The 23,708-nt window shown below is 62.6% G+C and carries 19 protein-coding genes; 9 read left to right on the top strand and 10 right to left on the bottom strand.

The features are described 5' to 3' along the window. Positions 1 to 40: 40 nt before the first annotated feature. Together DQ397_RS23875 and DQ397_RS23870 are read left to right on the top strand one after the other, a co-directional pair. Positions 41 to 1,357 (top strand): SDR family oxidoreductase, encoded by a 1,317-nt coding sequence (locus tag DQ397_RS23875; RefSeq protein ID WP_043207108.1) that lies wholly within the window; start codon positions 41 to 43, stop codon positions 1,355 to 1,357. A gap of 137 nt (positions 1,358 to 1,494) precedes the next feature. Next, complete coding sequence (locus DQ397_RS23870) at positions 1,495 to 2,352, top strand: SDR family oxidoreductase (RefSeq protein ID WP_043207059.1); 858 nt, start codon at positions 1,495 to 1,497, stop codon at positions 2,350 to 2,352. A 257-nt stretch (positions 2,353 to 2,609) separates the two neighbouring features. On the opposite strand, the gene DQ397_RS23865 is transcribed toward DQ397_RS23870, so the two are convergent. Beyond that, positions 2,610 to 4,202 (bottom strand): alpha-amylase family glycosyl hydrolase, encoded by a 1,593-nt coding sequence (locus DQ397_RS23865; RefSeq protein WP_043207061.1) that lies wholly within the window; start codon positions 4,200 to 4,202, stop codon positions 2,610 to 2,612. Positions 4,203 to 4,346: 144 nt separating this feature from the next. Between DQ397_RS23865 and DQ397_RS23860 the strand changes: the two genes are divergently transcribed. Then, positions 4,347 to 6,035: an alpha-amylase family protein gene (locus tag DQ397_RS23860; protein WP_148921640.1), complete on the top strand. Its 1,689-nt coding sequence runs from the start codon at positions 4,347 to 4,349 to the stop codon at positions 6,033 to 6,035. Here DQ397_RS23860 and DQ397_RS23855 read toward each other — a convergent pair. Beyond that, positions 6,007 to 6,966 carry a TIGR03885 family FMN-dependent LLM class oxidoreductase gene (locus DQ397_RS23855; protein WP_148921639.1) on the bottom strand — a complete coding sequence of 320 codons (960 nt, stop codon included), beginning with the start codon at positions 6,964 to 6,966 and terminating at the stop codon, positions 6,007 to 6,009. The two genes, DQ397_RS23860 and DQ397_RS23855, sit on opposite strands and share 29 nt — an antisense overlap. A gap of 217 nt (positions 6,967 to 7,183) precedes the next feature. On the opposite strand from DQ397_RS23855, the gene DQ397_RS23850 reads away from it, so the two are divergent. The 3 genes from DQ397_RS23850 to DQ397_RS23840 all read left to right on the top strand — a co-directional run bounded on the left by DQ397_RS23850 (position 7,184) and on the right by DQ397_RS23840 (position 10,702). Further along, positions 7,184 to 8,398 carry an MFS transporter gene (locus DQ397_RS23850; protein WP_043215609.1) on the top strand — a complete coding sequence of 405 codons (1,215 nt, stop codon included), beginning with the start codon at positions 7,184 to 7,186 and terminating at the stop codon, positions 8,396 to 8,398. A gap of 101 nt (positions 8,399 to 8,499) precedes the next feature. Continuing rightward, positions 8,500 to 9,399 carry a LysR family transcriptional regulator gene (locus DQ397_RS23845; RefSeq protein ID WP_043215626.1) on the top strand — a complete coding sequence of 300 codons (900 nt, stop codon included), beginning with the start codon at positions 8,500 to 8,502 and terminating at the stop codon, positions 9,397 to 9,399. Between the two features lie 184 nt (positions 9,400 to 9,583). Continuing rightward, on the top strand, positions 9,584 to 10,702 hold the full coding sequence (locus DQ397_RS23840; protein WP_148921638.1) for a sensor histidine kinase: 1,119 nt from the start codon (positions 9,584 to 9,586) through the stop codon (positions 10,700 to 10,702). Between the two features lie 65 nt (positions 10,703 to 10,767). Here the strand turns inward: DQ397_RS23840 and DQ397_RS23835 are convergent, their stop codons facing one another. Beyond that, complete coding sequence (locus tag DQ397_RS23835; RefSeq protein ID WP_043215611.1) at positions 10,768 to 11,154, bottom strand: MerR family transcriptional regulator; 387 nt, start codon at positions 11,152 to 11,154, stop codon at positions 10,768 to 10,770. Between the two features lie 74 nt (positions 11,155 to 11,228). Here DQ397_RS23835 and DQ397_RS23830 point away from each other — a divergent pair, with 74 nt between their 5' ends. Then, positions 11,229 to 12,293, top strand: coding sequence for an SDR family oxidoreductase (locus DQ397_RS23830; protein ID WP_043215613.1), 1,065 nt, complete (start codon positions 11,229 to 11,231; stop codon positions 12,291 to 12,293). A 177-nt stretch (positions 12,294 to 12,470) separates the two neighbouring features. Here the strand turns inward: DQ397_RS23830 and DQ397_RS23825 are convergent, their stop codons facing one another. The 4 genes from DQ397_RS23825 to DQ397_RS23810 form a co-directional block, all read right to left on the bottom strand. Beyond that, positions 12,471 to 13,724 carry an OprD family porin gene (locus DQ397_RS23825; protein ID WP_043215615.1) on the bottom strand — a complete coding sequence of 418 codons (1,254 nt, stop codon included), beginning with the start codon at positions 13,722 to 13,724 and terminating at the stop codon, positions 12,471 to 12,473. Positions 13,725 to 13,784: 60 nt separating this feature from the next. Then, on the bottom strand, positions 13,785 to 15,089 hold the full coding sequence (locus DQ397_RS23820; protein ID WP_043215617.1) for a CitMHS family transporter: 1,305 nt from the start codon (positions 15,087 to 15,089) through the stop codon (positions 13,785 to 13,787). Positions 15,090 to 15,212: 123 nt separating this feature from the next. Continuing rightward, a complete protein-coding gene (locus tag DQ397_RS23815) occupies positions 15,213 to 16,526 on the bottom strand; it encodes a dicarboxylate/amino acid:cation symporter (RefSeq protein ID WP_043215619.1) in 1,314 nt (437 codons plus the stop codon). 63 nt (positions 16,527 to 16,589) lie between these two features. Beyond that, positions 16,590 to 17,669, bottom strand: coding sequence for a 4-oxalomesaconate tautomerase (locus DQ397_RS23810; RefSeq protein ID WP_148921637.1), 1,080 nt, complete (start codon positions 17,667 to 17,669; stop codon positions 16,590 to 16,592). A 147-nt stretch (positions 17,670 to 17,816) separates the two neighbouring features. On the opposite strand from DQ397_RS23810, the gene DQ397_RS23805 reads away from it, so the two are divergent. Next, the gene (locus DQ397_RS23805; protein WP_043215830.1) at positions 17,817 to 18,710 is read left to right on the top strand and encodes a LysR family transcriptional regulator; all 894 of its coding nucleotides are present in this window, start codon (positions 17,817 to 17,819) and stop codon (positions 18,708 to 18,710) included. 48 nt (positions 18,711 to 18,758) lie between these two features. On the opposite strand, the gene tcuB is transcribed toward DQ397_RS23805, so the two are convergent. The 3 genes from tcuB to DQ397_RS23790 form a co-directional block, all read right to left on the bottom strand. Then, positions 18,759 to 19,940, bottom strand: a complete 1,182-nt coding sequence (tcuB, locus tag DQ397_RS23800; RefSeq protein WP_043215831.1) for a tricarballylate utilization 4Fe-4S protein TcuB — start codon at positions 19,938 to 19,940, stop codon at positions 18,759 to 18,761. Then, positions 19,921 to 21,375: an FAD-dependent tricarballylate dehydrogenase TcuA gene (gene tcuA, locus DQ397_RS23795; protein WP_043215832.1), complete on the bottom strand. Its 1,455-nt coding sequence runs from the start codon at positions 21,373 to 21,375 to the stop codon at positions 19,921 to 19,923. Before tcuA ends, tcuB begins: the two co-directional genes overlap by 20 nt. 148 nt (positions 21,376 to 21,523) lie before the next feature. Beyond that, the gene (locus DQ397_RS23790) at positions 21,524 to 22,444 is read right to left on the bottom strand and encodes a LysR family transcriptional regulator (protein WP_043215834.1); all 921 of its coding nucleotides are present in this window, start codon (positions 22,442 to 22,444) and stop codon (positions 21,524 to 21,526) included. 212 nt (positions 22,445 to 22,656) lie between these two features. Between DQ397_RS23790 and DQ397_RS23785 the strand changes: the two genes are divergently transcribed. Next, positions 22,657 to 23,592 carry a cyclase family protein gene (locus DQ397_RS23785; protein ID WP_090344703.1) on the top strand — a complete coding sequence of 312 codons (936 nt, stop codon included), beginning with the start codon at positions 22,657 to 22,659 and terminating at the stop codon, positions 23,590 to 23,592. Positions 23,593 to 23,708: the final 116 nt, after the last annotated feature.

The following is a 23,708-nucleotide window of genomic DNA, read 5'->3' as shown; positions in this document are numbered from 1 at the left end:
GATCATTCACGGCGATGGCTGCCTGAGAGAGGGTTCGATCATGATTGATCCGGCAACGGGAATGAAACCGGGTGAACGCTACCGGGTAAGCGATCCCGACGAGGTCCAGCAGTTTCCGGGATTCTTCCTGGACGGAAAGTATTACCTGGAACCTGAGCTGTTGACGGCCGTCGGCTGGCTGGAAGGTCGGCGGTTCATCTATGACAACCTTACGCCCACAGGCGAGCCGGTGTTCGCGGATCGCTTCGCCGGGACGGTCGAGGACCTCACGCTTCATGTGGTGGAGGGTCCGGCCCTTAAGCTGTCGAGGGTCGATGCCGGCGCTGGCGAAGCGGCTGCGTCTCACACCGAACGACCCAGTCCTACGCCGCACCGCCCCTCGGCCCAGCGCCGGCTGCAGGGCCAACTGGTGGTCATCACCGGCGCATCCAGTGGCATCGGTCGGGCCACGGCCAAGGCCTTTGCTTGCCAAGGTGCCCGCCTCGTGCTGGCCGCCCGCGACGAACAGGCGCTGTTCGAGGTGCTGGATGAGTGCACCGAGTGCGGCACCGATGCCTTGGTCGTGGTTACCGACGTCACCCGTAGCGAACAGGTCGAAGCGCTGGCCGTACGGGCGGCGGAGTTCGGCCACGGACGCATCGACATCTGGATCAACAATGCCGGTGTCGGAGCCGTGGGCAGCTTCGACCAGACGCCGCTCCCCGCCCATGAGCAAGTCATCCAGACCGACCTGCTCGGCTACTTGCGTGGCGCTCACGCGGCGCTGCCGTACTTCAAGGCCCAGGGGCGCGGGATACTGATCAACACCTTGTCGGTCGGCAGTTGGGTGGCCCAACCCTACGCAGCGGCCTATTCGGCCAGCAAGTTCGGCTTGCGTGGCCTGACCGAAGCGCTCAGGGGCGAGTTGACGGAATATCCGGATATCCATGTGTGCGATATCTACCCGGCGGTGATGGACACGCCGGGTTTCAGGGACGGCGGCAACTACACAGGCCATGCGCTCAAACCGCCGGGGCCCGTCTACGATCCGGCGTTGGTGGCCAAGGCCATGGTGGCCTGCGCAGTATCGCCCCGTGCTCACACCACTGTGGGCTCAGCGGCGCGGCTCGCGCACCTGGCCAGTCATCTGGTGCCTCGCCTTGCCCAGTTCACCGGCTGGCTGACCCGTCTGGGCATCGAGCGTAGCCCGAAGGCGGCGGTGTCGGACGGCAATCTGTTCCAGCCCCCTGTTGGCACCCGTGGCGTGCAAGGGGGTTGGCGCACCGCTGGACACCCTGCACCTGCGTTGCTGGTCACTGCGGCGGTGCTGATCCTGGGGAGCTGCGCGCTGGCCACGCTTCGACGCAAACGGCGCTGAGTGCTCTGGAAGGTGTGGTCCGACGACACCCTTGCAGGACCCGGCACCACCTGTCGCGTCATCGGCCCCTCGCCACCAACTTCCAATGGCTGGGCCTTTCGAATCTTGAAACCCACCGACGAGCTGGAGCTACGATCATGCGTGACTACCCTACCCCGCCGTTTCCTTCACAACCCCAACAAGTGCCCGGCTCGCAGAGCCGGATGGACCCTTATCCCGACTGCGGTGAACAGTCCTACACAGGTCACGGCCGCCTGACCGGAAAAATCGCATTGATCACCGGCGCCGACAGCGGCATTGGACGCGCCGTCGCGATCGCCTTTGCCCGCGAGGGCGCAGATGTGGCCATCGCTTACCTGAACGAAGACGAAGACGCCCGGGAAACAGCGCGCTGGGTCGAACAGGCCGGCCGCCAATGCCTGTTGATTGCCGGCGATCTGGCGCAGAAGGCGCACTGCCACGAACTGGTGCGCAGGACAGTGGAACAGTTCGGTCGCATCGACATCCTGGTCAACAACGCGGCCTACCAGATGTCCCACGAGTCGCTCGAGGACATCAGCGATGAAGAATGGGTGCGTACGTTCGATGTCAACATCACCGCCATGTTCCGCATTTGCCAGGCGGCCTTGCCATCGATGCCAAGGGGCGCCTCGATCATCAACACCAGTTCCATCAATTCCGACACGCCCAAGCCCACCTTGCTGCCCTATGCCACCACCAAGGGGGCCATCGCCAATTTTTCCGCCGGTCTTGCGCAACTGCTGGGCAGCAAGGGGATCAGGGTCAACAGCGTGGCCCCGGGCCCGGTCTGGACGCCGTTGATTCCTTCGACGATGCCTGCCGAGGAAGTCTCCCAGTTCGGTGCGCAAACGCCCCTTGGCCGGCCAGCGCAACCAGTGGAACTGGCCCCGGTCTTTGTCCTGCTTGGCTCCGACGAGGGCAGCTACATCTCCGGGTCACGCTATGGTGTGACAGGGGGCAAGCCGATGCTGTGAGGCGGCCCCGGATCGCTAGGCGATGGACAAGTTCGGCTGGTTGACCGAGTGGAGCATCCTCCTGTATGGCGCACAGACCGCTCCGATCACCGTCGCAGCCTGAGCCCCGTACCGGGCGCTCGCCCGCTGTGTGTGCCAGCTCGGCAGGCGCAACCCGGTGCGTGCCCTTGCTCCAGCTGCTTTAGCAGCTTGTTCTTCCAGAAAACCCTGCTCAGGTGGCGATACGGTGATCTCCCTGCGCCCATGAACGCAGCGTTTCATTCGCAGGTGAGGTCCAGCAAAAGCCCCTCGTGGGCCCGCAAGGTGACGCTTTCGGCTACCGTCTGGGCCGGACGATCCAGCAAGCTGGACAGGCAGATCCGCCCCTCAGCCATGCCCAGCGCCACTTCCTGCGCCTGGGCCGAGAAGTTCAGCAATACCAGCAGGCGTCGCTCGTTGTGCTCACGCAGGTAGCCCAGCACCTGAGGCGGCGTCGCGAAGCGGCGATAATGGCCCAGCGCCAACGCAGGTTCGGCACGGCGTATGGCGATCAACTGGTGATATAGATTCAACAGCGAGGTCGGCGAGGATCGCAGGCTCGCTACGTTGACCTGGACATGGTCGGCAGCGATGGGCAGCCAAGGGCGAACCCGACTGAAGCCTGCGAACGGGCCATCGTCCCATTGCATGGGGCTGCGCTCCGGATCCCGCCCCAGCCCCAACCCGGGCATCCGCCCCTCCACAGGGTCCTGTACCGCCTCGGCAGGCACAGGTACGTCCTGCATGCCGATTTCGTCGCCGTAGTAGAGCGTGGGCGTGCCGCGCAACGTCAAAAGCAGGAAAGCTGCGATGCGGCAATGCTGCGCCCCGACCCGGGTAGCCAACCGATGGTTGTCATGATTGCCCAGTACCCAGTTCGGCCAACCGCCGGCAGGCAGCGCCGCCTCGTACCGGTCGATGGTCGCCGCGATGGCCTCGGCGTCCCACGGGTGGCGGATCAACTGGAAGTTGAACGGCAGGTGAACGCCGTCCCCGGCGCTGCCGTAGTAGCTCATCAACCGCTCCAGCGGCAGGTAGATCTCGCCGACCATCATTCGCTGAGGGTACTGATCGAGCAGCTGACGAAAGCCCCGGATCACTTCGTGCACTTCGGGCTGGTCGGCGCTGTAGGTCGTCAGCAAACGGTTGTGGTCACCGGTTTGCGGGCGAAAGTCCGGGTTGATCGGGTTGTCGCGAAACTGCTCATCCTTGACCAAGTGCCAGATCACATCGATGCGAAAACCATCCACACCCAGCTCCAACCAGAATCGCATTTGCTCGAGCATCGCCTCACGCACGGCAGGATTGCGCCAGTTCAGATCCGGCTGCTCTTCAAGAAACGCATGGAAGAAATACTGCCCACGCCTGGGCTCGAATGCCCAACCGCTGCCACCGAAGCTGGACAACCAGTTGTTCGGTGGCCCGCCGTCAGGGCCTGGGTCACGCCACAGATACCAATCGTGGCGGGAATTGTCCCGAGACTGGCGCGACTCGAGAAACCAGGGATGCTGGTCCGACGTGTGGTTGGGCACGAAATCCAGCACCAGTTTCATGCCTCGTGCATGCAGGTCATCCAGCAAATCTCGCAGATCGTCGAGTCTGCCGAACAGCGGGTCGACATCGCAGTAGTCGCTGATGTCGTAACCGAAGTCCTTCATGGGCGAGGGTTGTATGGGCGACAGCCACAGCGCGTCGACGCCGAGCCATTGCAAGTAATCGAGCCGGGCGCGAATGCCTGCCAGGTCACCGACGCCATCATCGTTGGTATCCATGAAGGACCGAGGGTAGATCTGGTAGATCACGCCTGTTTGCCACCATGAGGGTTCGTTCATGCCTGTCTCCTTCCAATGTGGGTCGTTACGACCCGAGAGCGGCATGCGCTGCCCTAAGTTGCGCCTGCACGACGCACGGTGCCCGCAGGAACTTGCAACCAAGCCACTGCTCCACTGCAAAGACACCATCACAGGAGCAGGTCGATGGAAGCGAACGATACCTGGTACGACAACTGCGTCTCCTATCAACTGGACGTCGCCACTTTCCACGACAGCAATGGGGATGGCGTCGGCGATTTCCGCGGCCTCACGGCCCGCCTGGACTACTTGCGCGAGCTCGGAGTGAACAGCCTGCTGCTGATGCCCTTTCACCCCTCATCCGAGCGCGACGACGGATACGATGTGATCGATCACTATGCCGTGGACCCACGCTTGGGCACCCTCGGGGATTTCAGCGAATTCATCGACGAGGCCAAGGCGCGGGGCATGCGGGTGATGCTTGACCTGGTGGTCAATCACACCTCCGATCAACACCCGTGGTTCCAAGCCTCGCGAAAACCCGGCTCGCCGTTTCGCGACTATTACGTCTGGGTGGATGAGCCGGACGATCCCCATGCCGACCAGGTGGTGTTTCCGGACCGCTACGACAGCGTGTGGTCTTACGATGCGCAAGCCAAGGGGTATTACTTCCATCGCTTCCATGACTTCGAACCGGCCTTGAACCATGGTCATCCGCGGGTGCGTCGCGAGGTCATGCAGATCCTGAGTTTCTGGCTGGCGCTGGGCGTGGATGGCTTCAGGGTAGACGCCGCGCCCTTTCTGATCTGGCCCAAGGGCCCGGCCCAACACAGTGAAGATCCCCACGCCTACCTGCGACAGATTCGACGCCATGTCGCGCGTTACGGGCGCGGCGCCATGCTGGTGGGCGAAGCCAATGTGGCGCCGGCGCAACTTGGCAGCTTCTTTGGCGCTGGCGATGAGTTGAACCAGCTGTTCAATTTTCTGGGAGCCGAACGTATTTTCCAGGCCCTGGCATTGGAGGACGCGACGCCCTTGCATGCGCTACGGGCCCTGCTGCCATCGCTGCCACCTGGCACCCAGTGGATGAACTTTCTACGCCATCACGATGAACTGAGCTTGATCTGGCTGGACCAAGCCAGCCGCGAGACGCTGCTCGATACCTGGGCGCCGCATCCGAACATGCGTATCTATGGTCGCGGCACGCGCCGCCGCCTGGCTCCGTTGCTCGGCGACCCTGCGCGTATTCGCCTGGCCCTGAGCTTGCTGTTCAGCCGTAGCGGCGCGCCGATGTTGTACTACGGTGACGAATTGGGCATGGGTGACGCCCTGGAGCTGCCTGATCGGCTGGCCGTGCGCACGCCGATGCAGTGGTCGGCCGCTGCCAACGCAGGGTTCTCCGCAGCCCCCAAGGCGCAGCTGATCCGGCCATTGATCGAGGATGGCGCGTATGGGTATGCCAAGGTCAACGTCACTTCCCAGTGGCTCAAGGCTGACTCCCAGCTCAACTACACCCGCCGTCTGATCGAGATACGCCGCGCTTGCCCGGAGCTGGGCCTGGGCCGCCATGAGCCGCTGGAGTGCGACGGCGGGCCATCGGTTCTGGCCGAAAGCTATTATCTGGACGAGGGCCATGTTCTCTGCGTACACAACCTTTCCAAGGACGCTCGGCGCGTCACCCTGCGCCATGACAAACTGGCCAAACGCGAGTGCTATGAGCTGCTAGCCCGGCGCAAGGGCCGGGGCGATGCGAAGGGGCAACTGATCCTGCAGCTGCCCGGCTACGGCTGTTGCTGGTGGCGGGTGGGCTCGATTTTCGCGCCAGCCGAAAGCGGCGCGAGCGTGGCTAACGCAATCGCGGAAGCACCAAGCTAGCGAAGGTATCGATAAAGACGCGCTGCTGACGGTTGACGTTGTGCAGATACAGGCGATCGAACCCTTGCTGCAGATCATCTTCCAGCCAGGCAGCATGCTGGCCAGGGTCCGCACTGATGCGCACCTGGCCGACCAGGTCTTGAGGGCGGACCAGGCTGGCCGCCGCGTCGAAGTCCGCGACCGTCGCAAGTTCCTGTCCAAGACGACCGGGCAACACATTGGTCCGCCACTGCTGATGAGCACCGTGCACGGCTTGGGCATGGTCCGGTGCAAAGGACAGCTTGACTTGCAACAGCAGCGGCTTGCCCTCCCCGCCCCCCTCGCGGAACGCATCGATGATGCGTTGCTGCTGGTCATGCGATGCGCTGATGGTGATCAAGCCGTCCGCCCAGCTGCCCGCCCATTTCGCCGTTTCGACCGACAATGCCGCTGCATACATGGGCACTGGTGCCGCAGGCAACGTGAACAGCCGCGCCCCTTGGGTCACCAATGTGCCTCGGTGCCAGACTTCCTCGCCGGCCCACAGCGCCCGGATGATCGCCACCGCTTCCGCCAGGCGCGCGTTGCGCCGGGCCTTGTCTGGCCAGGGCTGGCCGGTCATGGCTTCGTTGATCGCCTCGCCACTGCCCACGGCAAGCCAGAAGCGCCCCGGATACATCTGCGCCAGCGTCGCGGCGGCCTGGGCGATGACAGCGGGGTGGTAGCGAAAACTCGGTGAGTTGACCACGCCCAGGCTCATCGTGGTGGCTTGCAGCGCCGCGCCCAGCCAAGACCAGGCAAAGCCGCTATGGCCTTGTCGCTCGCTCCAGGGATGGAAATGGTCCGAGCACATGGCGCAGTCGAACCCCACCGCCTGCGCCTGCTCGACGTAGCTCAACAGTTCGGCGGGGGCGAACTGTTCATGGGATGCGTGGTATCCGATAACGGCCATGGTGCGCTCCAAGGCGGTAGGACAAGGCCAAGCGGCGATCGATGCGCCTTGAGGCCAGATACAGATTCGAAGCCTGGGTGCCATGGCAGTTCCGTCAGGACGGGGAGCCCAGTTTTGCGCAACACGCACAAGTTCGTTGCGGCGAGTGGGTCTACCGCCTTCCCGACCGCAGCCCTAGGCTTGTCGCTGACCTGTCAACCCATTTGGAGTGTCCACCATGTCAGCGAGCAGCCCTGAGATTGTTGCTTCACCGTCGGCGTCCGCCGTCGTCACGCCTGCCCTGTCCAAGGCGCTGGTTGTGTTTCTGGCGTTCTGTTGCGGCGCCGTCGTTGCCAACCTGTATTACGCCCAGCCGATCGTTGAACTCATCGCGCCCAGCATCGGGCTTTCGCCGCAGCATGCCAGCCTGATCGTGTCGCTGACCCAGTTGGGATATGCCGTCGGCTTGCTGTTGCTGGTGCCGCTGGCAGATCTGATGGAAAACAAACGCCTGGTCATCGGCTTTACCTTGGTAGTGGGGGTGTGCCTGGCGGCGGCAGGTTTTGCCGGTTCGCCTTCGCTGTTTCTGGCCGCCTCGCTGATGATCGGCCTGACTTCCGTCGCCGTGCAGATCCTCGTGCCCCTGGCCGCGCACCTGGCGCCAGAAAGCAGCCGGGGTCGCGTCGTGGGCAACATCATGAGTGGCCTGTTGCTCGGCATCTTGCTCGCCCGCCCGGTCTCGAGCCTACTGTCGGAGTACGTTGGCTGGAGGGGCGTGTTCTTCAGTGCCGCCCTGCTGATGGTGGCCATCGCAGCCCTGGTAGCGGTGCTGTTGCCTGAACGGATCCCGAACCATCACACCACCTATGGCCGCTTGATCGGATCGGTGTTCGCATTGGCCAGACGCTATGCAGTGCTGCGCGAGCGCTCGCTGTACCAAGGGCTGCTGTTCGCAAGCTTCAGCTGCTTCTGGACCCTGGCGCCCATCGAGCTGATCCGTCATTACGGCCTCAGCCAGAACGGCGTCGCGCTCTTTGCCTTGGTCGGTGCGGTCGGGGCGGTTGCAGCCCCCATCGCCGGGCGCCTTGCCGATGCAGGTCACGGGCAGGTCAGCACTTTGGCTGCCTTGCTGTTGGCGCCCGCTTCGCTACTGATCGGTGCCATTTCCGGGCTTGGCTACCTGGGCCTGGTAGTGGCAGCTGTCGCCTTGGACTTTGCCGTGCAGTTGAACATGGTCCTGGGGCAACGTGAGGTCTACGCGCTGGACCCTCACAGCCGCGCTCGCCTCAACGCCGTGTTCATGACCAGCATCTTCGTCGGCGGCGCAGTGGGCTCGATGATGGCAAGCCCGCTGTACGAGCGTTTCGGATGGAGTACCGCGCTCTATACCGCTGCCCTGCTCCCGGTCTTGGCATTGCTGGTGTTCGTGGTCAAACACAGGAGTGCTCGTTGAGCCGGCATCGCGCTATCTCGATGACGCTTGACATGGCTATCATCCGTGCAGCCGTTACCTTCGGGCTGGCGCTCCCGGTCCTCTTCGACAAGGTTGTACGTATGGATAAATTTCTGGCATTGAGCATGTTCGTCGAGACGGTACGCTGCGGCGGCTACTCCGCAGCGGCACGGAAGCTCGGCGTGGCCACCTCGTCGGTGGCCCGTCAGGTTGCAGCGTTGGAGGCAGACCTTGGGGCCACGCTCATCACCCGCAGCACGCGGCGAAACAGCCCGACCGACCTGGGCCAGGCCTACTTTGCGAACGCGGTGGCCATCCTCGATGCGTTGGCTGCGGCCGACAGCCTGGTGATGGACCGGGGGAGCGAGGCCAAAGGCACGCTCAGGGTCAGCGTGCCGGTGGAGTTCGGCCGTCACTTGATTTCACCGCATCTGGGGCGTTTTCTCGACAGCCACCCGGGGTTGGAAGTCACCCTCAACCTCAGCGATGAGCGGGTGGACCTTTTCAAGGAGCGCATCGATTTGTCCGTGCGTTTAGGGTCAACGGTTTCCAGCGATGAAGTCATTTGCACCCCGCTCGGCCATTTCCAGCGTTGGCTGGTGGCAAGCCCTGCCTACCTCGAGCAGCACGCTGCCCCCGCCCATCCCCTCGAGCTACCCCGCCACAGATGCCTGCGCTTCGATTACGGCGGGCCCATGCGCGCCTGGCAGTTCCAGATTGACGACCAGACGGTGCCGGTCCAAGTGCACGGCCAGATGCAGAGCAACAACGCCGACGTTCTCCGCCAGGCTGCCGTCGCCGGTCAAGGCATCGCGCTGCTGGCCGACTGGCTGGTCGCCGAAGACGTGCGGCACGGCCGGCTGATCCGCTTGCTGCCAATGTTCGAAGTCAATCCAACCTCGGTCGACACGAGTATCAACATGGTGTATCTGCCGGCCAATCGCGAGTCCACGCGTATCAAGGCATTCGCTCGGTTCATGAAAACGCTGCTCGACCGTTGACGGGCAACATCATCCTTCGCGGATAAACCCTACGACTTCACCATCGTGATCATCGGTGAATTCCAAGCCATATAGCGCGTCGTTGCAAAAGCGTGACAGAAGTTAACGTACTGGTTGTTATACCCCTACAGTTCGATGATCTAGTCTATTGGGACGCCGTTTGAGGACAGTGCCAGGGACCGTTATGAGACTGTACGAATTCATCGAGGGCAACATGGAGCCGATTCTCCAAGCCTGGGAGGATTTCGCGCGTTCGGTGGAGACGCAGCAGCCAAATCTGGATGCGACCGGTTTGAGGAATCACGCCGAGAAGATCCTGCACACGGTCGCCCAGGACATGCGAACGACTCAGACAGCCCATCAACAGTCTGAAAAAGCGCAAGGAAGGGGGCCGCAAATATCCAGCGAGACAGCGGCCCAGACACATGCGGTGGTACGTCTGATGGCAGGCTTCTCCATGGATCAGATGGTCTCCGAATATCGAGCGCTGCGCTCCAGTGTGCTCTCCCTCTGGCTTAAGCACGAAGCATTCGACCAATACCAGGTCCAAGACATGATTCGGTTCAACGAGGCAATAGACCAAGCCTTGGTAGAGTCGATCGCAGCTTATGGGGTGGCAGTGGAGTCGACACGAAAAAAGGTGCTTGCCGTGTTAGGCCATGACCTGCGGTCACCGTTGGGGGCGGTACACATGGCTGGCGATCTGCTTTTGCGCCAGAAAGGGCTGGATGAGAAAGGCAAGGCACTGGCATCCCAGGTTTGTACAAGCGCTCGCCGCGCTACGGCCATTGTGAATGACCTGCTCGACCTGGCGCGCTGCAATCTGGGTACCGGCATCCCGGTCTATCCAGAGGAGGTCGAACTGAACCCGATATGCCGCACCGTGATCGAGGAGTTGCAAACCGCTTTCCCGGTGGCCGACATCGTCTTTGACGAAGTCGCGCAGGTGACCGGCCCGTTTGATTCGGCCCGTATCGCCCAGGTCTTTTCCAATTTGATAGGCAATGCCATCCGCCACGGCGATATAGCCTGCCCTATCAAGGTCACGGTGGAGAACGACGCTATCGGTCCGCGTGTGACAGTCCATAACTGGGGAGAACCCATTCCTGCTGACGTGATCCCCTACCTCTTCAAGCCGGAGGGGCGTTATTCCAGTTATGCAGCCGGAGAAAAGGGTTCAGCTGCAGGTCTTGGGCTAGGGTTGTTCATCGCGGCGGAAATCGTTGCCAGTCACGGCGGCAGGATTGAAGTCATGTCGAATGAAGAGCAAGGGACGACGTTTACGGTGTTGCTCAAGGGGTAAGGGTGAAGTCGAAATCGTATCGACAGTTGCTGTCCACCGTTTTCGTCGAAGAAGGAGCGGACGACCTACCTCGTGTAGCTGGCAATCAGCGGCAGCCCTTGGGCAATGGCACTGGCTTCAAGCTTGGCACGCTCGGCGTCGAGAAAGACATACGCGGCCTGCAAGGTGGAGATCTTCGCTTGAATCTCGGCCATCTTGCCGGCAACCAAGGCTGCGCCTTGGGCGCAATTGATCGAGTTACCGCGCCTGGCCGCCAGGATGTCCCCGATCTCGGCGAGTGAAAATCCCGCCCCCTGGGCACTTTGAATGAATGCCAGGTCACTAACTGTCTGATCGCTGTAGCTGCGGTAGTTGTTGGCCTGTCGATGGGCCACGATCAACCCGAGCTTTTCGTAATAGCGCAATGCGTGGCGGCCGAGTCCACTTCGGCGCTCCAACTCTCCAATGTTCACCTAAAGAAACTCCTTGACTGTAGAGCACGCTCTACACCTTAGCCTGCACCCATCATCCAAACAAGGAATCAGGCATGAGCGTGGAATGCTTCGTCACGGGCGGCAGCGGATTTATAGGCCAACACCTACTGGCCCGTCTTACTGCGACAGGGCACAAGACCTGGGTGCTCATGCGCAATCCTGGAAACATCGAACGGCTCAGAGAACAGGTAAGCCGGCTGGGCGGTGACCCTGCACATGTCCACGCGGTTGAGGGCGACATCAGCACAGAGGGGCTTGGTCTGAGCGAGGCGGACCAGGCGTGCGTGTCTTCGGCTTCGGTGGTTTTCCACCTTGCGGCGGATTTTTCCTGGGGGCTGACGATGGAGCACGCCCGCGCCGTCAATGTGCAAGGGGCGCTCAGAGTCGCCAGGCTTGCGGCGAGCCAGGACATCCGCTTGCTCATGGTAGGTGGCTTCATGCTGCAAAACCTGGCCCACCTTGCCAGGATCGGCGTCGATAACGAGCGCCCTGAAAACACAGATTGGCCTGCAGTCTACGCCCGTGCTGGGGGCTACGAAGGCAGCAAGATCGAGTCCCATTTCGCAGTCATGCGTTACATGCACGATGCCGGTGCGGATTACACCGTTGTCCATCCTGCTACGGTGTGTGGCCACAGCGAGACTGGGCACATCCCGCAAGAACAACCTTTGGCCGAGCTCATTCGAAACCTGGCACAAGGCCGGTTCAAAGCGATTCCCGGCTCTGCCAGGCACTGGTTGCCATTGGTCAGCGTCGATTACCTGGTGAAGATGATGACCTGCGTGGCGTTCGACCCTTCGATGGCCAACCGGCAGGTCCTGGCGCTCTGCGCGCACACACCGAACCTGCAAGGGATGCTCGGGCAGATCGCAGGAACGCTGCAGGTCAAGGCACCCCGCCACCATGTACCGATAGGTTTGCTCAGGTGGATTTTGACGATTCCGGGCCTGGCGGCCCGACTGGCGGTCAGCGCCGAATCATTGGACTTCATTCAGACCCAGCGCTTCGACATGCGTCAAAGCGAGCTTCTGGAGCACAAGTATCAATTCACACACCCCGACATGGCGCGCACGCTGGAAAAGACGGTGCGCTACGTCAAAGGCGACTTGGCCCACTGAGGCAACCCGGTTGAGCGGACTCGAACAATACCTGTGACAGCGGGCCCGCTCCAGACGCAACGAGCTGATCCGGCTGGGCAAAAAAGCGCCACAGCCGTCCGGCGTGTAGTTCGTCTTCGAGAAAGTCCGACACAGCGCGAGCCGGCGCACCGAAGTGCGCCGGCTCGCGTCGCTGCATTACCAGAGCGCGATGTCGTAGGTCAGGTAGATCCGGTTACTGTCGCGACCGCGGGAGAAATCAGAGCGGTAGACATAGTTGCGCAGCTTCACGCCCAACCCTTTGACCGGACCGGACTGCACCACGTAGGCAAGTTCCACATCACGTTCCCATTCGTTGAGTTCAGCGTCAGCGGAGCGACCGTTGTCCCCGCTCAAGTAGCGCGCCATGAAGGTGAGCCCAGGGACACCGGCCGCTGCAAAGTTGTAGGCATAGCTTGCCATCCAGGTTTTCTCTTCCTCCTCGATGAACTTACCGATGCCGACGTTGCTGAACGAGTAGACCGTCGCGCCGCTGATGTACGGCAGCCCAGCATCGCCATCAAGCACTTGGTAGCCGGCGCCGACGGTGTGCCCCGAGTGGGTATACGACACCTGCCCACTGAACATGTCGTTGTCGATCTTGCCACCGTAAGCGGCTCCGCTGTCACGACTCTTGAAGTAACGCACGTCGGTGGTGAACACCCCGCCGGCCAATGGCAAGTCGTGTACCAGCCCCATATAGTCCTGGCGGTAGAAGTGTTCGAGCTGGCCATGGAAATAACTCAAACGCAGCTGTTTGCTCACGGCATAGTCCGCGCCGGCAAAACTGAAATCGCCAGACTCGCTACCGCCGTAGCCATCCAGGAATAGGCCAGTGCTGTCGGAGGAATCACGCTGCTTGAAGCGATCCAGATGGCCGGCGGTCAGGGTCAGCCCTTCGACATCGGTACTGATCAGCTGTGTGCCTTGGTAGGTCTGAGGCAGCAGCCGCGCATCGTTGTAGACCAACACCGGCGTCTTGGGCAGCAAAGTGCCGTGCTTGACCACGGTCTGCCCCACGCGCGCCTTGGCCGTCACCCCGGCGCTGGAGAATTCGTCTGCGGCGCGGCCATCGTCGTGGACCGGCAGCAAGCCAGTACCGCTGCGCCCACGGCCCGAATCGAGCCGGACACCGACCAAGCCAAGGGCATCGAGGCCTACACCCAGCGGGCCTTGAGTAAACCCTGATTGGTAATCGAGCAGGAAACCTTGCGCCCATTCCACCCGCTCACTCTTGGCGTTCGCGGCAGCGCGGGGGCTCATGCCCTGTTCGTCACGGAAGTTTTCGTTGAAATAGACATTGCGCAGCTGCAGCTTGAGCTTGCCGTCATCGACGAATCCGGCAGCGCCGGCCACAGGCAGCCAGCCGCAGAGCAGGCCACAGGTGGCCCCACGGAAAACAGCTCGGGACATGTTCGGTACTCTGGTTGTTGTTCTTGGATAGAGGTGGGCGCCAGGAGCGCCCCATGCAGATCAGACGAAGAAGGACAGCGCCCCCGTGAGCAACGCCAGTGCCGTGATCACCAGCGAGGTGAGTACCGCCCATTTGACGGTGGCTTTCTGGAAGTCGCCGATATCGCGATCGACCATGCCCACCAGCAGCAAGGTCGAAGCTACCAGCGGGCTCATCAGGTGCACCGGCTGGCCTAGCACCGAGGCGCGTGCAATTTCGACCGGGTCGATGCCGTAGGCGGCAGCCGCGTTGGCCAGGATCGGCACCACGCCAAAGTAGTAGGCATCGTTGGACAGCACGAAGGTCAGCGGCATGCTGGTCAGCGCCACCACCAGCGGGAACCAGTGGCTCCAGGCCTCGGGAATCCAGTCGACCAGGGTCTGCGCCAGGGCATCGACCATCTTGGTGCCGGAGAAGATCCCCGCGAAGATGCCGGCGGCGAACACCAGCAGCACCACGGTCATGGCATTGCCCGAATGGGCGAGGATGCGCTCCTTCTGCAATTCCAACTGCGGGTAGTTGATCATCAGCGCCGCGACGAAACCGATCATGAACAGCAGCGCGGAGTGCATCACACCCATCACCAAGGCCGTCATGACGGCAATCACCAGCACCAGATTCACGTACGCCAGCCGTGGGCGCTTGTGCGGGTTGTCGCCAAGGATTTCCTTGATGTAGCAATTGCCCCCGCCGGACTCCAGGGCGATGTTGCCGATGCGTCGACGCTCGGCACGGCCCAGCAGGTAGGCGGTGAACACCACCCAGGCCGCCCCCCCGATCACGGTCGGCAGCATCGGAATGAAGTACTCGGTCGCATCCAGCCCGAGCGCGGCGATAGCCCGGGTGGCCGGCCCGCCCCAGGGGCTCATGCCGCTCATGATGCTCAGCGACAGCATGGACACCGTGGCCAGGATCATCGGGTTCATGCCAATGCGCTTGTACAGCGGCAGCATGGCCGCACAGGTGATCATGTAGGTGGTGGTGCCGTCACCGTCCAGTGCCACCAGCAGCGACAGCAGCGCCGTACCGATGGCGATCTTGATCGGGTCGCCATTGACGCGCTTGAGAATCTTGCGGATCAGCGGGTCGAACAGGCCAGCATCGATCATCAGGCCGAAGAACAGGATGGCGAACAGCAACAGTGCCGCCGAGGGCGCCACCATCTTCAAGCCATCGAGCATCATCTTGCCCAGCTCGGGGGCAAAACCACCGATCACCGCGAAGACGATGGGTACCACGGTGAGCGCAACGATCGGCGACAGGCGTTTACTCATGATCAGGTAGGTGAAGGTCACCACCATGATCAGGCCCAGGAGTGCGAGCATGGTCTTTTCTCTTGTTTTTATTGTGTTGCGGCCATCGGCAAGGCAGACGGCCCCCTACCCCACTCGGCATCGCCGGGATGTCGAGTGGGATTTTACGTCAACGATGGGAGGTGGAAGAGGCTTTCAGCCGTGATGCCGAGGCTCGGCAGACCAGTCGGCCTGCGCAGTCTGCGTCTCGGCCGGTGCAGCCGGGGTGCCGTTCAGACGACGCAGCAAGGTTTCCCGTTCACAGGCGTTCTCCGACAGCGAGATGACCACGGTGGCCACGGCGTTGCTGGCCAGGCTGGTCAGGGCCCGCGCTTCGGACATGAAGCGATCGATGCCGATCAGCAAGGCCAGCCCTGCCAACGGGATGTCGTGGATGACGGTCAAGGTCGAGGCCAGCGCCACGAAACCACTGCCGGTCACACCTGCAGCGCCCTTGGACGACAACAGCATGATCGCCAGCATCGTCACCGTCTGCCCGAGGCTCAGGTCGATGTTGCAGGCCTGGGCGATGAACACCGCCGCCAGCGACAGGTAGATGGCGGTGCCGTCGAGGTTGAAGGAATAGCCGGTCGGCAGCACCAGCCCCACCACACCTTTCTTGCACCCCAGCTTCTCGAGTTTTTCCAGCATGCGCGGCAGCACCGGCTCGGTGGACGATGTGCCGAGCACCACCAGAAACTCCTCGCGGAAGTAACGCAGCAGCTTCCACAGGCTGAAGCCGTGCGCGCGGCAGATGCCACCGAGCACCACCAGCACGAAGAATGCGCAGGCGATGTAGAGCGTGCCGACCAGCTGGGCCAATGCGCCCAAGGAGGTCACCCCATACTGCCCAACCGTGAAGGCCAGCGCCCCGAAGGCACCGACCGGGGCGAAGCGCATCAGGTAGCCGAAGATGCGAAACACCATGGTCGAGGCCGACTCCAGCACATCGAGTACCGGCTTGCCCTTCTCGCCCATGGACGACAGGGCAAAACCGCTGAGCACCGCGATGAACAGCACCGGCAGCACTTCACCCTTGTTGAACGCCCCGATGAAGGTGTCCGGAATGATGTGCATGAAGAAATCGACCACGCTGAGCTTCGCCGCAGAGGCGGCGTACTGGCCAAGGCCCTCGGTGCTGAGGGTGGCCGGATCGATGTTCATCCCCACACCCGGGCGGAACAGGTACACCGCAGCCAGGCCGATGATCAGGCTGACGATCGTCAGCCCCAGGAACAACAGCAGGGTCTTGCTCATCAACCGACCCAGCGAGCGCTTGTCGGTCATGCCGGCGATGCCGGTCACGATGGTGCAGAAAACGACCGGGGCGATCATCATCTTGATCAGTTTGATGAACGCGTCGCCCAGTGGTTTGAGCGCAACGGCCTGTTGCGCCCAGAAGTGACCGACCACCACGCCCAGCAGGACGGCGCAGAGGATCTGGAAATACAGTGATTTCGCGAGTTTCATGAGGCATCACCCATTGTTGAAATTGTGCGGATGTGCGGGTTGCGATGTGATGCAAGCAGCTGCCTACCCCGCCAGCCTGCGCAAGGTTGGGGCGTAGACGAAGCCTGAAAACAGCCGGCGGGCAGTTCTAACCACAGAGGCCTGGAGTGTCTTGCCATCGGCGCCGCTGCGCGAAAGCGCGACGTCGATGCCACCGCTCGGGTGCTCCAGGCGCACTTCATCCAGGTGCTGTGCTTGTTCGCCAAGCATGTCCATGATCACCGTGCCCGGGCTGACGCAGGCAGTCGCCATCCCGATCGCACCGGTGATGGCCAAGGCGCGATGGCAGTTGTGAGGCATGAAGTAGCGCACTTGCAGCGTGCCGTCATGGCGGGGCGGAGAAACCAGTACGGGCTTGGGGATCACCATGCCGCTGACATCGCCCAGCCCCATGGCCTTGCCGGCCTTCAGGCGCAAGGCCTCCAGACGTTGCAGCAGGCGGGTGTCGGCATCCAGCTGTGCGGGGGTCTCGGAGCCGGTCACGCCCAGCTGGCTGGCCTCGACGATCATCATCGGCATGGCCATGTCGATGCAGGTCACCGGCACGCCGTCGATCACGTCCTGGGCTTGGCCTGTGGGGAACAGCTTGCCAGTCTTGCTGCCCACCGCGTCGAGGAAGGTCAGGTGCACCGGGGCGGCAGTGCCAGGTACGCCGTCGATTGCCGTGCGGCCTTCGTAACGCACGATGCCACCGGGCGTTTCCACCAGCGAATTGACGAAGGTGTTGGTGTTCAAGTTACGGATGCGTACCAAGGTCTTGCCATCCTGGGCCTTGACCAGTCCTTGCTCAATGGCGAACGGGCCAACGGCGCAGAGCATATTGCCGCAGTTGGGTGCGGTATCGACCCGGCGCTGGGCGACCATGACCTGCACGAACAGGTAATCGACATCGGCGTCGGCATGCAGCGAGGGGCTGACGATCGCCACCTTGCTGGTCTGCGGGCTACCGCCGCCGATTCCGTCGATTTCCAGCTCATGCCCGGAACCCATCAGGTTGATCAGCAATTCGTCGCGTTCGACCACATTGGCAGGAAGATCCCATGCATGGAAAAAGGGCCCCTTGGAGGTGCCGCCGCGCATGAGTACGCAAGGAATTCGTTGCATGATTTCGCACTCTTGTTGATCAATGGACATCATTGATGTTGTGGACACAAGATTGACAGGGATGGATAAATCAATCCAATGCAAATATCGTAGCCATTATTGCGATTGATGAATCAATCCAAAGCCAGGGCCAAAGAGCGATCCGAGATGGAATACGAGCTGCAAGACATACGATCTTTCGTGAAAATCGCCGAACTGGGCAGTTTCCATGAAGCAGCGGAAGCGCTGCACCTGTCCCAACCCGCCCTGAGTCGGCGGATAAAAAAGCTCGAGGAAGGATTGGGCACCTCCCTGCTGGAGCGCACGACCCGCCGCGTCAGCTTGACCAGTGTCGGGCGGGACTTTCTGCCCAAAGCCAGGCGCCTGCTGGATGACTTCGAGGATTCGATCCTGAGCATTCGCGAACTCGCCGAACGACAGACCGGCCAGGTCACCCTCGCCTGCATCCCGACTGCGGCGTTTTATTTCCTGCCGTCGGTGATCCGCGACTACAACGAGCAGTACCCCAAGATCCGCATCCGCCTGCTCGACCTCAGCGCCAACGACGGGCTCGAGGCCGTGCTGCGCGGCGAGGCCGACTTCGGCATCAACATGATGAGCGGCCAGCACCCGGACATCGAATTCGTCTCCCTGGTGCAGGAGCATTTTGTCCTGGCCTGCCGTCGGGACCACAAGCTGGCGAACCGCGACGCGGTGACCTGGACGGAACTGGCCGACTACCGACTGATCGGCGTGGGCCGGCTGAGCGGCAACCGGATGCTGCTGGACCATGCCCTGTCCGGGCTCAACCTGCGGCCCAAGTGGTTCTATGAGGTCCAGCACCTGTCCACCTCGCTGGGCATGGTCGAGGCCGGGCTGGGTGTTTCGGCCATGCCCAGCCTGGCCATGCCCAGCGCCGATCATCCGACGCTGGTCAGCGTGCCGCTGATCGAACCCCAGGTGACCCGCACCCTGGGGCTGGTCTACCGACGCGGGGCATCGCTGTCGCCGGCGGCGGAGAAGTTCGTGTCGATCCTGTTGGACAAATGGCCCAACCGGTGAGCGAGACGCGCAAAACGGTGCAGGTGAGAAACCGGCTGCATCCATGGCTCACTCCCCTCCCAGACCCAGGTCATTGGGGCGGCGCTTTTCGATCGCGAACTTGAGCAGTGCCGCGCTGCGGAACAGGCCATGGGCGAACTTGCCGTAAGGCAGCGTGATGAACAGCGCCATGACCGTGCCCAAATGGATCGCCAGCAGGATCGCCATCGCGGCGGTGTCGCGCAGGCCCAGCAGGGCAAGGCCCGTGACGCTGACCAGCAAGAGCAGCAGGATGAACGCCCGGTCCATGGGCCGCTGGGCCACATCGCCCTGCTCCGGCGCCCGGCGCAGGTTCAGCGCCAGTAACCCGGCTGGCCCGACGACCAAGCCAAGCCCACCCAAGGTCCCCAGCAACACCGGTGCGCTCAGCAGCGGATACGGCGCCGGGTAGCCCAACAGGTAGTGGTAGCCGGTGGCGACCGCTGTGGCAGCGAAGCACAACAGGAAGCCGTAGAAGGTGAAGTGATGGAAGCGCCGGCGCCAGAGGGTGTAGCGATCATCGGCGTTGTTGCAGCCCTGGCCATGCCCACCGTCCAGATACTTCAGGGTCAGCGCCGCGCTCGAGGCCTCGAGCACCGCTCCCTTGGCCGGTTGCGCCTGGGCCTGGGCAGGCGAGACCGAGCGCCAGAAACGACGCACCGCCACCGCCAGCGCCACACCTGCGGCGGCAAAGACACTGCCGAACATCAACGCCAAGGTGTTGTGCGGGAAGACCGCATAGAAATTCCCCGCCAACCGCCCGGGCAACAGCGTACCGTTGGCCCACAATGCCAGCAGCAAAAACAGCGACAAGGCCACTGCCAAGGCACTGGCGACATAGGTGCCGTTGTGCCGATACAGCCGCCCGAAGAGGCTCGGCCAGGCGTATTCGGCGTAGGTCTGCCCGCGCACCTTGGCCATGGCTTGGGGCACGTTGACGGCGAACTCGTGGGGCTGGGCATACTGACAGGCGTGCAGGCAAGCGCCGCAGTTGTGGCACAGGTTGGCCAGGTAATGGATATCGGCCTTGCCGAACTCCAGCCTGCGGGTCATGGCCGGGAACACGGCGCAGAAGCCCTCGCAGTATCGGCAGGCATTGCAGATCCGCATCTGCCGGTCCACTTCCTGCTCCTCAAGGTTCAACACTGGGATCAGGGCGAGGGCTGGCTGCTCGGCATCAGGTTGGCGGGGTTCAGGCAGTTGTGCGGTCATGGCGATTCTCTTGTTCTGGATATACATGGCCGGCAGCCGCCGCGGCGCTGGTCCCGGCGATGCGGCCGAAGGCAGTGCCGATGGACATGCCGACACCCGCGGTGTAGCCCTTGCCGAGCACATTGCCCGCCATCATTTCGCCGGCGACGAACAGGTTCGGGCTGGGCCGTCCAGCGAAATGGACCGCGGCGGTTTCGTCAGTGCGCAGCCCCAGGTAGGTGAAAGTGACGCCAGGACGCAGCGGGTAGCCGTAGTAAGGAGGGGTATCGATCGGTCGTGCCCAGTGGCTCTTCACAGGCTCCAGGCCCAGGGTGTGGCAGTCGTCCAACCGGGTGTGGTCGAAGGTGCCCGCCTGGCAGGCTCGGTTGTAGGCCCGCACGGTGTCGACGAAGGGCTGCACGGGCAAGCCGAGCAGGCCGGCCAGGGCTTCCAGGCTATCGGCGGTAGCCCCCGGGAAGACCGGGGGCATGAAGCGGCCAAGGGCTTTCTGGTCGATGATCGAGAAGCCCACTTGCCCGGGCTGTTGGGCCACCAGCCGTCCCCAGATGGCATAACGCTTGGGCCAGAAGTCTTCACCTTCATCATAGAAACGCTGACCGTCGCGATTGACCACCACGCCCAGCGACACACAATCGATGCGCGTACAGATGCCGCCGTCGTACAGCGGCGCACGGGCATCGATCGCCACCATGTGCGCCTGTGTCGGGTCGCCGATCGTGTCGGCGCCGTGTTCGATCATGCGGCGCAACAGCACCCCATCGTTGAAACGCGTACCGCGAATCAGGAAATTGTCCGAAGGCCACTCCCCTCGTTCGTTCTGTCCCCAGGCCTCGCGCAACCACTGGCGGTTGGACTCGAAACCTCCGGCGGCGAGCACACAACTGCGCGCCTCGATGCGTTCGGCGGGCAAGTGTCGGCCTTGGACTTCACGCGCCGGCACGTGCGCGGCAACGAAGCGTCCGTTGTGCAGTTCGATGTCGGCGACGGGGGTGTCGTAGCGAATCTGTACGCCCAGATGCTCGGCACTGCGAAAGTACGCATTGACCAGCGCCTTGCCACCGCCCATGAAGAACGCGTTGGTTCGAGCGGTATGCAGCGCACCGGATAACGACGGCTGGAAGTGCACACCATGGCGGCGCATCCAGTCGCGGCAATTGGAGGACGCGCGAATCACCAAACGCGCGAGCGTTTCGTCGGTCTGGCCACCGGTGACCTTGAGCAGGTCCTGCCAGAACTCTTCTTCCGGGTATGACTCGACCAGCACGTCCTGCGGCCCATCATGCATGCAGCGCAGGTTGCGGGTATGTTGGGAATTGCCGCCCCGCCAGGCACGTGGGGCCGCTTCGAGCAGCATCACGCTGGCTCCGGCCTCCCGCGCCATCAGCGCGGCACAGAGGGCGGCATTGCCCCCTCCGATGACAAGCACATCGATCATTTCGCCTCCAGATCACGAGGAGCCGACTGTTCGGGTGCTCCTCGTGACCGGGGACTCTAATGAGCGGGCATGGACGGCGAAACGCGATCGCCGAGGGGAGGCATTCAGTTTTGCTAAACGGTCCTGGGCGGCAATGGCGTGCCCAGGCTCAAAGTAACCGGGCGCCCGGCCATCGCCCCTGCTCCACCAGCTCCCGTGCGAGCTCCTGCAGAACGATCCGGGTCGCCAACGCCGCTGGCGAAAGTTCGTCATCGGTGAGGCTGACGATCACGTTGCGCCGCTGCGCCTGAGCCTCATCGATGGCGAACACTCGCAAGCCCGCCTGGTGCGCCCGGGCCACCGTCGCGCCGGGCTGGATGGTGGCGGCGTGACCTGCACAGACACAATCCATCAACAGCGACAGGCCATCGATTTCCATGACGATGTTGGCCTCCAGCCCGGCCCCCTCGAAGATCGAACGCAGTGTCGTGCGCAGGCCATGCTGTGTGCTGGGCATCACCAATGCAAGCGTCGCGATCTGTTCCAGCGTGAGGGACTCGCCCCAATCGGCCTTGACCAACGGGGCGGGAACCAGAACGAACAGCCGCTCGTTCAGAAGCGGCCGGACATCCAGGCGTGGCCCCGACTCCGCTTGGAACAGTACTGCCAAGTCGAGGTGTCTGGCATTGAGTTGGTTCATCAGGTAGCCAGAGAGCATTTCCACCAGATGCAGACGGATATCGGGATAGCGTTCGCGCATCCTGTCGATCAAGGCCAGACCGAGAATCGAGGCGGTGGTCGGCGCCAGCCCCACGCTGGCATAGCCACTCATGCGCCCGCTTTGCGCGGCAAGAACGGCATGTTCGGCCTGGCGAAGCGCCAGGCGTGCGTGGTACTCGAAGGCCAGGCCCGCCGCCGTCGGCGAGACGCCCGTGCTCGAACGTGTCAAAAGCCGGGTACTCACCTCGCTCTCCAGCTTCGACAGTTGCTGGCTCAAGGCGGAGGCGCCGACCCCGAGCTCGATTGCAGCCCTGCCCAGGCTGCCGTACTCCAGGACACTCAGGAAATAGCGAAGCTGACGTAACTCCATACAGGTCTCTTTCAACGAAGGGGCCGATCCGCAACCATGTTAAAGGCATTTGGATCGGTTGCGCTTGATCGCTGCGGAGCGGGCTCACCTGCGACTGAGGCTTCGCTCCTTGACCCGTACGCAAAAGTCATTGTCCCGCCCGCTGCTTTTTCTCCCCCCTGCACCCGCCCAGAATCCGTCCCTGACATCACTTCCCGATCAGGAGAATCCGGATGAACTACTTCAAGCCCCTGCTTCTGGCCGCCGCCCTGGCCACCACCGCCCAGGCCACCCTGGCAGCCGACTGGCAGGATTCGCCTTATGGCAAGCAGGACGAAATCGGCGCCGCCAACCTGCTGACCCCCGAGGTGGTCAAACAGGCCGTGGGTCTGGTCAAGACCGGCAAGACCTACCCCTTGGCCGTGCCTGTGAGCAAGGACCTGCCCGCCTTCCGCCATCGCAGCTTCCACCTCTACAACATCCAGCCCGGCGAACAGGCCGGCCAGACGCTGGGCAAGAACAAGTTCAGCTTCAACGATGAACTGGTCAACGGCTGGACCGGCGTCGGCACCCAGCTCAACGGCATCGGCCATATCGGTATCGACAACGTCTACTACAACGGCAACAAGGCAGCGGACTTCGTCACCGTCGAGGGCGTCACCAAGCTCGGCGTGGAGAAAGTACCGCCCATGGTGACCCGCGGCGTGGTGCTGGACATGACCGCCTACTACGGCAAGGCCATCGTGCCGGGTGGCACATCGTTCACCGTGAACGACATCAAGGCTGTGCTGAAGAAACAAGGCATCACCCTGCGCAAGGGCGATGTGGTGCTGTTCAACACCGGCTGGCTGGAGCTGATCGGCAAGGACAACCAGCAGTTCCTCGCTACCGAGCCCGGCATCGACCTGCCAGCAGCCCAGTGGCTCGCCGACCAGGGCATCGTCGCCTTTGGCGGTGACACCTGGGCCTCGGAGGTCTACCCCAACCCCACAGGCGAAGAGTTTCCGGTCAACCAGTTCATGCTGGCCAAGCGCGGTATCTACAACTTGGAGCTGATCGACACCCGCGCCTTGGTGCGCGACAAGGCCTTCGAGTTCCTCTTCGTGCTGGGCCAGCCGCTGTACAAGGGCTCGACCCAGGTCAACATCAATCCGGTGGCCATCCACTGATCGCCGCCCAGGCGATCGTTGATTTCAAATCAAAAGTCCTTGGCGCAGTCGTGACTTAATCGGCCTGCCGGCCGTTGCCATACTGCGCCTCACCTTCACACACTTCGCCCCCAGGA

This window comes from Pseudomonas sp. CK-NBRI-02 (assembly GCF_008124495.1).
GTDB classification, from domain to species: Bacteria; Pseudomonadota; Gammaproteobacteria; order Pseudomonadales; family Pseudomonadaceae; genus Aquipseudomonas; species Aquipseudomonas guariconensis.
Note: the sequence above shows the minus strand (reverse complement) of the source record. Positions and strands in the feature narration are given on the sequence as shown.

Bases quoted from the DNA above. Each gene is read 5' to 3' on its own strand.
- DQ397_RS23875 (WP_043207108.1), top strand. From the start codon at position 41: ATGATTGATCCGGCAACGGGAATGAAACCGGGTGAACGCTACCGGGTA.
- DQ397_RS23870 (WP_043207059.1), top strand. From the start codon at position 1,495: ATGCGTGACTACCCTACCCCGCCGTTTCCTTCACAACCCCAACAAGTG.
- DQ397_RS23865 (WP_043207061.1), bottom strand. From the start codon at position 4,202: ATGAACGAACCCTCATGGTGGCAAACAGGCGTGATCTACCAGATCTAC.
- DQ397_RS23860 (WP_148921640.1), top strand. From the start codon at position 4,347: ATGGAAGCGAACGATACCTGGTACGACAACTGCGTCTCCTATCAACTG.
- DQ397_RS23855 (WP_148921639.1), bottom strand. From the start codon at position 6,966: ATGGCCGTTATCGGATACCACGCATCCCATGAACAGTTCGCCCCCGCC.
- DQ397_RS23850 (WP_043215609.1), top strand. From the start codon at position 7,184: ATGTCAGCGAGCAGCCCTGAGATTGTTGCTTCACCGTCGGCGTCCGCC.
- DQ397_RS23845 (WP_043215626.1), top strand. From the start codon at position 8,500: ATGGATAAATTTCTGGCATTGAGCATGTTCGTCGAGACGGTACGCTGC.
- DQ397_RS23840 (WP_148921638.1), top strand. From the start codon at position 9,584: ATGAGACTGTACGAATTCATCGAGGGCAACATGGAGCCGATTCTCCAA.
- DQ397_RS23830 (WP_043215613.1), top strand. From the start codon at position 11,229: ATGAGCGTGGAATGCTTCGTCACGGGCGGCAGCGGATTTATAGGCCAA.
- DQ397_RS23825 (WP_043215615.1), bottom strand. From the start codon at position 13,724: ATGTCCCGAGCTGTTTTCCGTGGGGCCACCTGTGGCCTGCTCTGCGGC.
- DQ397_RS23820 (WP_043215617.1), bottom strand. From the start codon at position 15,089: ATGCTCGCACTCCTGGGCCTGATCATGGTGGTGACCTTCACCTACCTG.
- DQ397_RS23815 (WP_043215619.1), bottom strand. From the start codon at position 16,526: ATGAAACTCGCGAAATCACTGTATTTCCAGATCCTCTGCGCCGTCCTG.
- DQ397_RS23810 (WP_148921637.1), bottom strand. From the start codon at position 17,669: ATGCAACGAATTCCTTGCGTACTCATGCGCGGCGGCACCTCCAAGGGG.
- DQ397_RS23805 (WP_043215830.1), top strand. From the start codon at position 17,817: ATGGAATACGAGCTGCAAGACATACGATCTTTCGTGAAAATCGCCGAA.
- tcuB (WP_043215831.1), bottom strand. From the start codon at position 19,940: ATGACCGCACAACTGCCTGAACCCCGCCAACCTGATGCCGAGCAGCCA.
- tcuA (WP_043215832.1), bottom strand. From the start codon at position 21,375: ATGATCGATGTGCTTGTCATCGGAGGGGGCAATGCCGCCCTCTGTGCC.
- DQ397_RS23790 (WP_043215834.1), bottom strand. From the start codon at position 22,444: ATGGAGTTACGTCAGCTTCGCTATTTCCTGAGTGTCCTGGAGTACGGC.
- DQ397_RS23785 (WP_090344703.1), top strand. From the start codon at position 22,657: ATGAACTACTTCAAGCCCCTGCTTCTGGCCGCCGCCCTGGCCACCACC.